This is a genomic window from Paenarthrobacter nicotinovorans (assembly GCF_007670255.1).
In the GTDB taxonomy this organism is placed as follows: Bacteria; Actinomycetota; Actinomycetes; order Actinomycetales; family Micrococcaceae; genus Arthrobacter; species Arthrobacter nicotinovorans_B.
Genome location: NZ_SZVS01000003.1, coordinates 135,143 through 147,298, shown reverse-complemented (window position 1 = coordinate 147,298; position 12,156 = coordinate 135,143). Strand labels below are relative to the sequence as shown.

At 60.1% G+C, this 12,156-nt stretch carries 10 protein-coding genes; 3 read left to right on the top strand and 7 right to left on the bottom strand.

Annotated features, from left to right (window positions below; translation table 11 throughout):
- Positions 1–118 precede the first annotated feature (118 nt).
- The 3 genes from FDP28_RS05990 (at position 119) to FDP28_RS05980 (ending at position 4,242) form a co-directional block, all read left to right on the top strand.
- Complete coding sequence (locus FDP28_RS05990) at positions 119–874, top strand: glycosyltransferase (protein ID WP_222120618.1); 756 nt, start codon at positions 119–121, stop codon at positions 872–874.
- Positions 871–1,899: a lysylphosphatidylglycerol synthase domain-containing protein gene (locus tag FDP28_RS05985; RefSeq protein WP_144659806.1), complete on the top strand. Its 1,029-nt coding sequence runs from the start codon at positions 871–873 to the stop codon at positions 1,897–1,899. The genes FDP28_RS05990 and FDP28_RS05985 overlap by 4 nt, the downstream gene beginning before the upstream one ends.
- A 99-nt stretch (positions 1,900–1,998) precedes the next feature.
- Positions 1,999–4,242: a glycosyltransferase family protein gene (locus tag FDP28_RS05980; protein WP_144659805.1), complete on the top strand. Its 2,244-nt coding sequence runs from the start codon at positions 1,999–2,001 to the stop codon at positions 4,240–4,242.
- A gap of 188 nt (positions 4,243–4,430) precedes the next feature.
- Here FDP28_RS05980 and FDP28_RS05975 read toward each other — a convergent pair whose 3' ends face one another.
- The 7 genes from FDP28_RS05975 to FDP28_RS05945 form a co-directional block, all read right to left on the bottom strand.
- A complete protein-coding gene (locus FDP28_RS05975) occupies positions 4,431–5,159 on the bottom strand; it encodes an ABC transporter ATP-binding protein (protein WP_144659804.1) in 729 nt (242 codons plus the stop codon).
- A complete protein-coding gene (locus FDP28_RS05970) occupies positions 5,160–6,017 on the bottom strand; it encodes an ABC transporter permease (protein WP_144659803.1) in 858 nt (285 codons plus the stop codon).
- 2 nt (positions 6,018–6,019) lie between these two features.
- Positions 6,020–8,029, bottom strand: a complete 2,010-nt coding sequence (locus FDP28_RS05965) for a glycosyltransferase (RefSeq protein ID WP_144659802.1) — start codon at positions 8,027–8,029, stop codon at positions 6,020–6,022.
- Complete coding sequence (gene glf, locus FDP28_RS05960) at positions 8,026–9,210, bottom strand: UDP-galactopyranose mutase (RefSeq protein WP_144659801.1); 1,185 nt, start codon at positions 9,208–9,210, stop codon at positions 8,026–8,028. The genes FDP28_RS05965 and glf overlap by 4 nt, the downstream gene beginning before the upstream one ends.
- A 183-nt stretch (positions 9,211–9,393) precedes the next feature.
- Positions 9,394–10,380 (bottom strand): Gfo/Idh/MocA family protein, encoded by a 987-nt coding sequence (locus FDP28_RS05955; protein ID WP_144659800.1) that lies wholly within the window; start codon positions 10,378–10,380, stop codon positions 9,394–9,396.
- The gene (locus FDP28_RS05950) at positions 10,380–11,471 is read right to left on the bottom strand and encodes a DegT/DnrJ/EryC1/StrS family aminotransferase (protein ID WP_144659799.1); all 1,092 of its coding nucleotides are present in this window, start codon (positions 11,469–11,471) and stop codon (positions 10,380–10,382) included. Before FDP28_RS05950 ends, FDP28_RS05955 begins: the two co-directional genes overlap by 1 nt.
- Positions 11,468–12,085, bottom strand: a complete 618-nt coding sequence (locus FDP28_RS05945) for an acyltransferase (RefSeq protein ID WP_144659798.1) — start codon at positions 12,083–12,085, stop codon at positions 11,468–11,470. The genes FDP28_RS05950 and FDP28_RS05945 overlap by 4 nt, the downstream gene beginning before the upstream one ends.
- Positions 12,086–12,156: the final 71 nt, after the last annotated feature.

The window sequence follows — 12,156 nt, the reverse complement described above, 5'->3', positions numbered from 1 at the left end:
TCCACGGATCGTTTGCCGCAATGAACTAGACTGAGGGTTTGCAAGGACCTCGTGACGCCAGCGTTGCGGGCTGCGGCTGGCGTCAAGAATTCGTCGGCACGAACTACCGAGGAGAGTCTTGACTTTCGACCAGGCAGGCCAACCGGATCTCTCCGTTGTGATCCCGGTCTATAACGGAGAACGGATTTTGGCGACAACCATGGCGCGCCTTTCCGGCTATCTAACCAGTGGCAGCTCCGAGATCATCATCGTGGAGAACGGATCTTCCGACAACACACTTCAGGTTGCCCGTGAGCACGCGGTGGATACTCCGAACGTAACGTTCCATGTTCTCCAAAGCGAAAAAGGGATGGGAAACGCGTACCGGCGAGGCATTGAAGCCAGTTCCGGTCGACGGGTACTCCTCACGGCAGACGACCTCCCTTTCGGGACCGATGATCTTGATGAAGACGCAAAGCTCACCCCCAAGCCGCATGTGGTGATTGGTTCCAAAGCGCACAAGAATTCGAACATCCAGCGCAGCCCCCTGCGGGGACTGACCACTTTCGGCTTCAAGACGCTTCGGCAAGTGATTCTTGGATCCAAGGTTGGCGATTCCCAAGGCACGCTGATTGTCGACGGCGGCTGGTTGCGGAGCATGGTGCATCGCTTCGACGATCCCGGCTTCCTCTTCAGCACCCAGGTTGTCTACGCGGCCGAGAAGCAGGGTTTCGACATCGTCGAAGTACCCGTCACCTTGGCCCCCGACGACGAACCCGGCGAAACCACCATCCGTACTGCCGACGTCGTCAAGATGTTCAAAGGCCTGGTGGCCATGCGCCGCAGGAAGAGTGAACTCGCAGCGGCTCCCAGCGCTGGGACCCACGCCCCATGACGGGATCCATCGCAGAAACACCGTCGAACGAGAACGACGTGAACCTGGAACAGCCGCCCGCGAAGACCACCAAAGCCAAGCTGGTGGATTTTGCCCGGCGTGCGCTTGTGGTTATCGTCTTTGCCGCTGCCGTCTACTTCATCGCAGTCCAATGGCCCCAGGTTCAGGCTACTGTCTTCGCACTGCAATGGTGGCAGGTGCTGCTTTCCCTGCTTGCCCTCATTCCGGGTGTTCTTCTCGGCATGTACATGTGGCGGGTCGTCATGGCCAGCTTGCTCAGGGCCGTGGATATCGAACCACAGGGCTTGGTCCTCAACCAGATCTACCTCGTCGGTCAGATCGGCAAATACCTTCCCGGTTCCGTCTGGGCGTTCGTCCTCCAGATGGAGCTCGGCCGCAAGAACGGCATTGCGAGGGCCCAGGTCTTCGTGGCCTCCTTGGTGAGCACGGGCATCACCATCGGCGCGGCCTTGGTGGTTGGAGCCTCAGCGCTGCCGATCCTCGTGCAGCGCGAACCCAATCTGCAGTGGCTGTACGTCATCCTGCCCGTCGTGATCCTGGCGATGAACCCGAACGTCGTGACCTTCCTGGTCAACTTCGTGCTCAAGGTATTCCGCAGGCCCCCGCTGCCTGAGCGCATTCAGGCAAACACCATGGTCAAGGCCTTCATTCTTGGCGTTCTTATGTACCTCTGCTTCGGACTGCACTTGTGGATCCTCGTAGGTCACGAGGCAACCTTGGACCTGGCCACTTTCCTCGTCCTTACCGGAGCCTTGGCGCTCGGAATGACCTTGGGTGTGCTCGCATTCCTGCTTCCTGCCGGCGTTGGTGCCCGTGAGGCCATCCTCATCCTCGCGTTGGCCGGCATGATGACAGCCGGTGCTGCAACCGCCATTGCCGCGCTGTCCCGGATCATGTTCACCGTCGCAGACCTGCTCTGCGTTGGCATCGCTTTTGTGCATTTCCGGTGGCGCCAACAGTCAGCCTCCAAACCCTCCGGAGAATCCTCCTCAGAGCCCAGCTGATGCTGTGGGTCTTTGGCGCGCCCGGGTTTCCACGATTCCCGGGCGTTCTTCGGGCCTATTTCCAAACGTATGCCGCCTGCTAAGGAGCAAGGTACCACCATGACAGCAGTAACCTCCGGGGCCACTGCCCAGCGCCAACCGATCACCAAACGGCGCTACCTCATGCAGCACGATTGGCATTGGGGCATTGTTACCGCCGTCATCGCGGCAATCTCCTCCATCATCCCGCGGCTGTTCAATCCCACGTTCTACTACTGGGATGACATGATGCAGTCATTCCTTCCCCTGTGGCGGCACATGGGTGAAGAGATCCGCTCCGGCCGGTTCCCCTTGATGGAACCCGGGGGCTGGGTTGGCGGCAACATTGTTGCCGAGGTGGGCTACGGAATCTTCAATCCCGTCAATATCGTCAACTCCGTCATCGTCTCCAACTTTGAGAACCTGTCGCTGGCGAGTTATTTCATCATCATCCAGTTCATCGCCCTGCTGGCCTTTGGCACCTTTATGCTCGCCCGGGATTACGGCTCGAACAGGCCTTTGGCCCTTGCCGCAGGCGTAGCCATTCCGTTCAGCGGCTTTACCCTCTTCTACGAGGCCGCCCGTTGGCCGGGCGGCCTGATGGCGTTTGCCTGGATTACGGTCTTCTGGTGGTCCGTGCGCCGCTATGCGCGTCGAAACACCTCACCGTTCCTGCCGTTCCTCCTTGGTTTCATGACCATGACCGCGGGCAATCCCTACGGTGCCATCGGCGTCATCATCGTCCTGGCTGCAGTTGCCATCGAGTTGATGCTGATGCGGCACTGGCGTCGCCTGGTTCCGATCGTCATCGTAGGCGCGCTGGTGGGTTTGACCGCCGTCTTGGTCTACTTCCCCCTGCCCCTCAGCTCCGCGGTTACCGTGAGGCAACAGAGCGAGATTCTCAACGACCTGTTCCTCTCGCCTGACATGTCTTCCCTGTTGACGATGAGTACCTCCTCCATGAGGCCGCGGATCAACAACTTCTGGGCCCCGATCGACAACGTTCCATCGAGCTACCTGGCCTGGTTCGTCCTGCCGTTGCTTCCCTGGCTTGACTTCCGGAGCTTCCGCAACCGGTCCCGCCAAATTTTCAGCATTTACATCATCACGGGAATTTACTTCCTCCTGACGTTTGCTCCCTCCCAGGTTCTGGTGTTCCGCTGGCCCATCCGTCTCATCGAGTATGTGTACCTCGGTGTCATTGTCCTGGTGGCTGTTGTTGCCTCGGCAGGCCTGAAAACGACCGCCTGGAAGCAGCGCCTGGTGATCACGGTGGCGATCCTTGGCTTCGGAACCTACCGCGCCTGGTCCATGGTGCCCGAGGGCGGCAAGTGGCAGTTCTTTACGCTTGCAGTGACCTTGGTTCTGGTGGCGCTTGCTGTCCTGGGTTGGAAGCGGTTCGGGTACCGTGGCCTGGCCGCCGTCTTGGTCATCGGCACCATCGCCACTTTGGGCATGCAGTCCCGGCAGTTCGTACCCAACAACGCAGTGGCCGGCATCGGCTCCCCCGTCGACGCCGACACGCTGCGGGAGGCGACCAGCAACTACAAGGGCAATACCATCCAGATCTTCAACACCATGAAGATCACTGGAGAGGAATTCACGCAGGGGCGCCTCCTCTACGGCAACCAGATCCTCAATGCCGACATCAACAACAGCATGGGCCGCTACAGCGGAATCAGCTTCACTACGTACGTCAATGCCTTGTGCATGAACTACCGCGGTGAAACGTGCCCCTTGGCCTACACGGAGTTGTTCAAGCAGGCATCACCGGAGATCAACGCGACGCTGGCCGACGTGCTTCAGGTAGAGACCGTCGCCGTCCAGAAGACCCTGATCGCCCCGGACCAGTTGGACATTGCACCGGGTTGGTCCATTGTGGCCTCGGATGAAACAAGGACCATCCTGCAGCGCCAGAACCCGCTGCCGCACCCCGGCACGGTTTCGTGGGTATCGGACGGAATTACCGTCCAGGATGCAGTCCGTAACGGTAACGACGAACACGTCGAGTTGTCAGGCAGCGGAAGTGCGGGGAAGCTGACTTTCGCGCGGCTCGCGTGGCCCGGTTACACCGTCAAGGTCGACGGCGAGACGCAGAAACTTACCCAGGGACCTGCCGGCGTCATTATGGTGGACCTCCCCGCAGGTGCCAAGTCAGTTGACATCTCCTTCACGACGCCGGGACTCACCATGGGACTGGCAGCACAGGCTGCTGCGTGGTTCGGAATTCTGCTGTTCACCGTGTTCCACTACGTAAGGCGCTACCGCCGTGGGAAGTCTGCCGGCCAGGTAGTGCAGGAACAAGCCGAAAAGGTCACTGTGTAGGCCCCTCAACGGCTGCAGCTACGAAAAGAGCGTCCACCCCAAAGGGATGGACGCTCTTTTCGTATGCATGGTTTTAGTCCGCTTTCCCTTCGGAAGGGGAAAGAACAACAACAAAAGGCCGTTGTGCCTCTGTGTTGACAGGGGCACAACGGCCTTTTGGACTCCGGAGGCTTTAGCTCACGTAGGGGTCAGTGTTCGCGCAGCCAAGCCACGGCTTCGTCAGCCGGCCCTTCGAACTGCACCGTGCCAGAGGAAAGCACCACTCCCCTGTCGCAGATCCTGGAGATCATGTCGAGGTCGTGGCTGACAACGACGAGCGTGCGCCCCTCGTCCGAAAGCTGCTTGATCTTGGCGAGGCACTTGCGCTGGAACGGCTCATCGCCCACGGCCAGGATTTCGTCCACCAGGAAGATGTCCGGCTGGGTGTGGACCGCCACGGCAAAGGCCAGGCGCAGGAACATACCAGAGGAATAGAACTTGACCTCGGTGTCGATGAACTGTTCGATCTCGGAGAAGGCGACAATGTCCTCGAACTTCTCGTTGATCTCCTGTTCCGTCATCCCGAGGATGGCAGCGTTCAGGAATACGTTCTCGCGCCCGGACAGGTCCGGGTGGAAGCCCGCGCCAACCTCGATCAGCCCGGCTACACGGCCCTTGGTGCGCACCGTGCCCTTGTCAGGGAGGATAACGCCTGAAATGAGTTTCAGCAGCGTTGATTTGCCCGAGCCATTGAAGCCCAGCAAGGCGACTGTCTCCCCCGGCTGTATTTCAAAACTGACGTCATGGAGGGCGTCGAATTTCCTGGTGAGGTCTCCTCGACGTCCCTTCACGAGCCAAACGAGCGTCTCCTTCAAGGAGTGCGAGTGGCGTAGGTTGAACGTTTTCTTGAGGTCCTTGACTATTACAGCAGCACCCATTTAGACCTCCTGCGCAAAGTGGCCCTCAAGTCGTCGGAAGACGAGCTGGCCGATGATGAGGAACAATGCAGCCATTCCAAACCCGAGCAATCCCGTCCACATCAAATGGGGCGGCAGTTCAACGGGTCGGTTGACTGTGGGGTACCAAAACGCCCAGTGGAAGAGCTCGACGGCCACAGTGATGGGATTCAGCTGATAAATCGCCAGCACCCACTCCGGGGCCAAACGCCTGATCATGGTCCAGTCGTACAGAACGGGCGAGGTCCACGTGACGATCATCATCAACATGTCGACGATGTTCTCAGCGTCCCTGAAAAAGACGTTGATGGCACCGGCCAGCAAGCCAAGACCAGTCGCCGTGACTGCAACGATGACAAAGCCCAGTGCTGCACCAATGAGCTGGAAGACATCCGGGTGCCAGCCAGTGAGCAGGGCAGCGGCAAGCAATACCACCAGCTGTGGCAGGAAGTGAACCGCAGCCACCCACACCGAAGCTACCGGGAACAGCTCGCGCGGCAAGTAGATCTTCTTCACCAAGGCAGCATTGGAAACAATGGAGCGCGTGGCATTCGAGAACGCCTCGGAGAAAAAGTTGATGACGATGACGCCGGAGAACATGTACAGCGCGTAATTGGGGATCTGGTCCCCAACACGCAGCACAATGCCCAGGGCGAAGAACAGCACCACGTACTGGACCAGGGGCTTGACATAGGACCAGGCCAATCCGAGGACCGAACCCCGGTAGCGGACCCGGAGTTCCTTACGGACAATCAGCTTGAGGAGGTACCGGCGTCGGTAGACGTCCAGCAGGCCAGCACCTACCCCTGGAACAGCATATGTATCAGTGGAAGTGGCCATTGCTACTTGTTAGGCTCCGATGCTTCGAACGTCTTGCGCCAAGACTCCATCGAGGTGATCTCCGGAAGCGCATCACGGTATTGTGCGCGGAGGGTCTCCCAGTTGGAGAACAGCTGCGCGTGCAGCTTGGCAGACTCAACCACCAGCTGGCGGGCCATTTTGGGATCCCTCAAATGCCAAGATGCACCGGTGCCATCAGCGTTCGAGACCACAGCGCTGTCGAGGTGCGCCAGGCTCCACCATTTCCCGTCCTGGTGGGCCACGTGGGCCTCGGGGTTGGCTTTGGCGGTGTCACGAACGGGAGCCAGGGTCTGCTTCAAGACAGTCTTGACTGCCCACGGAAGAAGGCCAAGCGCACCGGGCTGCTTGTAGGACTGGGGCTTCTTCGGCGGACGCTTCCGGAAGACCTCCGGGAAGGCGGCAGGGTCCGTCTTGATCTGGGAGTCCGGGAATTCGTCGCGCATGGCACGAAGCTTCGGCATGGTGGTGGGCAGCTGCTTGTGAAGATCGCCTGGTCCAGCCAAGACATCACGCAGGGCCATGACGCGGGCTTGCTCAGGGTAGTACTGCATCGACACCAAGTGCTTGATGTCCGCGTTGAGGCTCTCCCGGAGGATTCGACCGCCCTTGGGGAACGGCGAGTGCAGGAGAGTCGCGATGAGGCGGTTGCGCTCGTGGTAGTAAGCCTGCCAGTCCACGGAGTCGTCTTTATCGGCCCAGGAAACGTGCCAGACCGCTGCACCGGGAAGGGTCACGGTCGGGAAGCCGGCTGCGCGGGCGCGAAGAGAGTACTCGGCGTCGTCCCACTTGATGAAAACAGGCAGCGAGAGCCCAATGGTCTCAACGACGGCCTTGGGGATGAGGCACATCCACCAACCGTTGTAGTCGGCGTCCCAGCGGCGGTGCAGCTGCGGCGTCGAGCGCAGACCCGCCTGCGAGAAGTCGTGGTTGCCAAGTCCCTCTACCGGACCCCAAAGGAACCGGTAGAAGTTGACCACCTCGGAGTACGCGTGGAGGACCGACTTGTTGTACATGTCGAACATGTGTCCGCCAACGATGGTCGGCTTCCTGCACAGGTCGGCGAAGGCTACCGCGCGCATCACGCCTTCGGTCTCGAGTTCGATGTCGTCGTCGAGCAGCATGACGTAATCGCTCTTGTCGGACACGAGCATCTCGTACATATTGCGCGCGAAACCACCCGAACCACCAAGGTTGCCTTGGTTGATGATCCGCAGCTGGTCACCCATGGACTCAGCGACGGCGTCAAAGCCAGCCTCGTCAGCGACCTTCTTGTTGCCTTGGTCGACGATGATCAGTTCGGCAAGAATTTCCCGGAGTCCGGCGTCGCCATCGATGGCCTTGATGGTTTCCAGGCAGTAGTCCGCACGGTTGAAGGTAGTGACACCCATGGTGACACGGCCGTGGGGACGACCTTCGTCGGGTACGGCCCAGTGGGCACTCTTCAGCGCCATGCCCTCGCCGCCGGCAATCAGGTCGAACCAGTACCAGCCGCCGTCGCCAAACGGGGCCAGCGTCAACTCGAAATCGTTCGCGGCGGATCCTTCGACCAGCACGGAATCGACACGCTGGGAAGCCCCACGGGCGTTGGAGCGGTAGACGATGATGGTTCCTTCGCCCTCGGTTTCGAGGTGGAGGACAGTCTTCGTGGCAACCGTCCACTTACGCCAGTAGCTGGCAGGGAAGGCATTGAAGTAGGAACCGAAAGAGAGGCGTTCTCCGCGGCGGACCTGGACGGAACCCCGGTCAAGGATGTCCTCCGGGTGCAGCTGCCGGGCGATGCCGACTGCCTGCACTTCGGAGCTTCCCTGGCTGCCCTTTTGGACCGTGCTTGTGTCGGGATCCACGTAGAGAGGAAGGGTGTCAAGGTCACGGTTCGCCGGGAAAATGACCCGCTGAACAATCCGCAGGTTTTCTTCCGTGGAAACGGGAACATCCGCGGCGGTGGAAGCCGTCATGGCGATCTCCTGGCTTTCATTTGTTGTGGCGGTCACGCGTCCACTCCCCCACTTTCAAGCTTTGCGCCGCTGGTGAAGTGCGGCTTGATCTTGTTGTCGTACATGGACAGTGCCGAGCCGATGGCCATGTGCATATCAAGGTACTTGTAGGTACCAAGCCGGCCACCGAACAGCACCGACTTCTCGCCCTTGGCGAGATCGCGGTAGGCCAGCAGCTTCTGGCGGTCGTCGGAGGTGTTGACGGGGTAGTAAGGCTCGTCGCCCTTCTCGGCAAAACGCGAGAACTCCCGCATGATGACCGTAGCGTCCTTGGTGTAGTCGCGCTCCGGGTGGAAGTGGCGGAATTCGTGGATGCGGGTGTACTTTTCCTCGGCATCGGGGTAGTTCATTACGGCACAACCCTGGAAGTCCTCGATGGGAAGGACCTCTTCCTCAAGGTCGATCGTGCGCCAGGAAAGGTCGCCCTCGGCGTAGTCGAAGTAGCGGTCCACGGGGCCGGTGTAGATGACGGGCACCTGGCCAAGGACGGACGAGCGGCCGAACTCGCCGTCGTCGAAGAAGTCCGTGTTGAGGACAACTTCAATGTTGGGGTTGTCCGCCATACGCTCAATCCAGGCGGTGTAGCCGTCAACGGGCAGGCCTTCATGGGTGTCGTTGAAGTAGCGGTTGTCGTAGTTGTAGCGCACGGGAAGGCGGGAAATGATCTCCGCCGGCAGGTCCTTGGGATCCGTCTGCCACTGTTTGCCCGTGTAGTGCTTGATGAACGCCTCGTACAGCGGGCGTCCGATCAGCTGGATGCCCTTGTCATTCAGGTTCTGGGGATCCGTTCCGGCAAGTTCGCCGGCCTGTTCGGCAATGAGTGCCTTCGCTTCCGAGGGGCTCATTGCCGAGCGGAAGAACTGGTTGATGGTGCCAAGGTTGATGGGCATGGGGTACACCTCGCCCTTGTGGCTGGTGTACACCTTGTGCTGGTAGTTGGTGAACTTGGTGAACCGGTTCACGTACTCCCAAACGCGTTCGTTGGACGTGTGGAAGAGGTGTGCTCCATAACGGTGCACCTCGATTCCCGTCTTTGCTTCGTTCTCGCTGTAGGCGTTTCCACCAATGTGGTGACGGCGATCAAGCACCGCAACCTTCAGCCCCAACTCGGTAGCGGCGCGTTCTGCAATGGTCAGGCCAAAGAAACCCGAGCCGACGACGACGAGATCAGCGTTCACAAACTCTCCTGTGTATTGGCGTGCGGGCACAAAAATGCCCACGTCTACTGGTCAAGGCTACCCGACGTTACGATCTAATCCCGATTCGGGGGCGCGCTGGAGGACGGCGGCGATTGACCTGAAAAACGAACGGGAGGCTTGGCCAGCGCCAGCCTCCCGTTCAGATGTGCAACTATTCTCCGGCTAAAGCGCGACGACGGCGCCGGTTTCGGCTGACTTGAGGACAGCCTCAGCGACCCGGAGGGTCTCAAGCCCTTCGGCCATTGTGACAATGTTCATCGACTTGCCCAGGACCGCATCCCGGAAGGCCTCGTGTTCCATCTTCAATGGTTCACGCTTGGCCAAAGCAAAGCGGGTCGAAGAGCCTTCGGAAACGCCACGGAAGGCCGCAATGGAGTCCCAATCCGTTTGGAAGGTACCGTTCTCGACGAACGTCAAGTCCGCAGAAATTGTGTCGGCAATGAACGCGCCGCGCTCACCCAGAACAACCGTGGTGCGTTCCTTCATCGGCGAGAGCCAGTTGACGATGTGGTTGGTGACAACGCCGTCCTGGAGGTGCCCGATGGCCGTGACCATGTCCTCGTGCTCACGCCCGCTGCGGGAGGTGGTGTGGGCCACCACGTTGACGAAGTTGCTTTGGGCCAGCCACGCCGTGAGGTCGATATCGTGCGTAGCAAGGTCCTTGACTACACCGACGTCGGCGATCCTGGACGGGAAGGGACCCTGGCGGCGGGTGGAGATCTGGTAGACCTCACCGAGGTCACCGTTGCCAAGACGGTCGCGAAGGCTCTGCAGTGAGGGGTTGAAGCGTTCGATATGCCCCACTGCCCCGATCAGGCCCTTGGAATCAAAAGCTTCGGCGATGCGGCGACCCGACACAGAATCGTTGGCGATGGGCTTTTCGACAAGGCAGTGCACGCCGGCGTCAGCAAGCTGCAAAGCAACTTCCTCATGCAGGATTGTCGGCACAGCTGCGACAGCCATGTCGATGCCCTGCTCGATGAGCTGCTCGACGGAACTGCAGACTTCCAAGCCACTGGCTACGTTGTGTGGATCCCCAAAGGAATCGGCAACGGCAACAAGGTCAACACCGTCGAGCTCGCGGATAACGCGTGCGTGGTGACGGCCCATCATGCCGAGCCCGATGAGGCCAGCGCGCAGATTTGCCACTAGCTACCTGCCTTTGCCACAGCGTTGACTGCCGCAACGATCCTGTCGAGGTCATCCTGGCTCAATGACGGGTGCACAGGAAGGGAAAGCACGCTGGATGCTGCTTCTTCGGTGACCGGCAGGTCGTCGGAGGTCTGGAACGGAGCGAGACGGTGGTTGGGGATCGGGTAGTAGACGCCGCAGCCCACGTTGTATTCCTCGCGCAGAGCCTTGGCGAAACCATCACGGTCCTCGGCGATGCGGATGGTGTACTGGTGGTAGACGTGCTCGTAGCCCTCGACAACCTTCGGAGTGACGACACCTTCGATGTTTGCATCGAAGAACGCTGCGTTCTCCTGACGGGTCTTCGTCCAGCCCTCGACCTTGGTCAACTGAACGCGCCCAATCGCTGCGTGGATGTTGGTCATGCGGGCGTTGAAGCCAACCAGCTCGTTTTCGTACTGGCGTTCCATGCCCTGGTTACGCAGCAACCGAAGCCGCCGTTCGACGTCGGCCAAACCGGTGCTGACCATGCCGCCTTCGCCGGAGGTCATGTTCTTCGTGGGGTACAGGCTGAACATGGCGAAGTCGCCGAAGGTACCGACCTTGCGGCCGTTGACTGCGGCACCGTGGGCCTGGGCTGCATCTTCAAAGACTTTTACGCCGTGCTTGGCGGCAACTGCACCGATGCCATCCACGTCAAAAGGGTGGCCGTAGAGGTGAACCGGCATGATGGCAGCCGTACGGTCAGTGATTTTGGACTCGACCGAAGCAGGATCCAGCGTGTAGTGGTTGATGTCCACATCGGCGAAGACAGGGGTAGCGCCTGTCAAAGCCACGGAGTTGGCTGTAGCGGCAAAGGTAAAAGACGGAACAATGACTTCGTCGCCGGGACCGATGCCTGCGGCGAGGAGCCCGAGGTGCAGTCCGGAAGTTCCGGAGTTGACTGCCACAGCCGCCCGGCCGTCAAGGAGGACCTGCGAGAATTCCTGTTCAAAGGACGCAACCTCCGAACCCTGTGCAAGTTGGCCGGAGGCCAGAACGGCCTCTACTGCCTTGCGCTCATCATCACCGATGATGGGCTTGGCGGGGGGAATGAATTCGGGGCTCATGCCTCTACCTCTCGAAGGGTCTCGTTCTGTTCAACATAAGTGGCGCCGGTCTCCGGGCATACCCAGTTCTCACCGCTGCGCTGCAGCGGGAAGCCGGCCTTGCCGACCCAACCATGGCGCTTGGCCGGAACTCCGACCATCAAAGCAAAATCCGGAACGTCCTTGGCCACAACGGCGCCTGCTGCCACGGTGGCCCACCGGCCGATGGTGACGGGAGCTACGCATACAGCGCGGGCACCGATGGAAGCGCCTTCACGGATGGTGACGCCCACTGGCTCCCAGTCATGGGCACTCTTCAACGTTCCGTCCGGGGCAACCGCCCGGGGGTAGGTGTCGTTCGTCAGGACTACGGCGGGGCCGATGAAGACCCCTGCCTCCAGTTCCGCGGGCTCGTAGACAAGCGCATAGTTCTGGACTTTGCAGTTGTCCCCCATCTTGACTCCGGAGCCGATGTAGGCCCCGCGTCCGACGATGCAATTGACGCCTAATTCGGCCTGCTCGCGGACTTGGGCCAGATGCCAAATCTTTGATCCATCACCAATTACCGCCTCGTCTGAAACATCGGCGCTCTCAGCAACCACTATCACCGGTGAAGGTCCTTCCTCATTGAGCACACGCGACAACGAGTTTCATCTTAGCCGAGACATAAAGCCACGGCGTCAAGGCTGGATCCGTCCCCGCCTGG

Bases quoted from the DNA above. Each gene is read 5' to 3' on its own strand.
- FDP28_RS05980 (WP_144659805.1), top strand. From the start codon at position 1,999: ATGACAGCAGTAACCTCCGGGGCCACTGCCCAGCGCCAACCGATCACC.
- FDP28_RS05985 (WP_144659806.1), top strand. From the start codon at position 871: ATGACGGGATCCATCGCAGAAACACCGTCGAACGAGAACGACGTGAAC.
- FDP28_RS05975 (WP_144659804.1), bottom strand. From the start codon at position 5,159: ATGGGTGCTGCTGTAATAGTCAAGGACCTCAAGAAAACGTTCAACCTA.
- FDP28_RS05950 (WP_144659799.1), bottom strand. From the start codon at position 11,471: ATGAGCCCCGAATTCATTCCCCCCGCCAAGCCCATCATCGGTGATGAT.
- FDP28_RS05970 (WP_144659803.1), bottom strand. From the start codon at position 6,017: ATGGCCACTTCCACTGATACATATGCTGTTCCAGGGGTAGGTGCTGGC.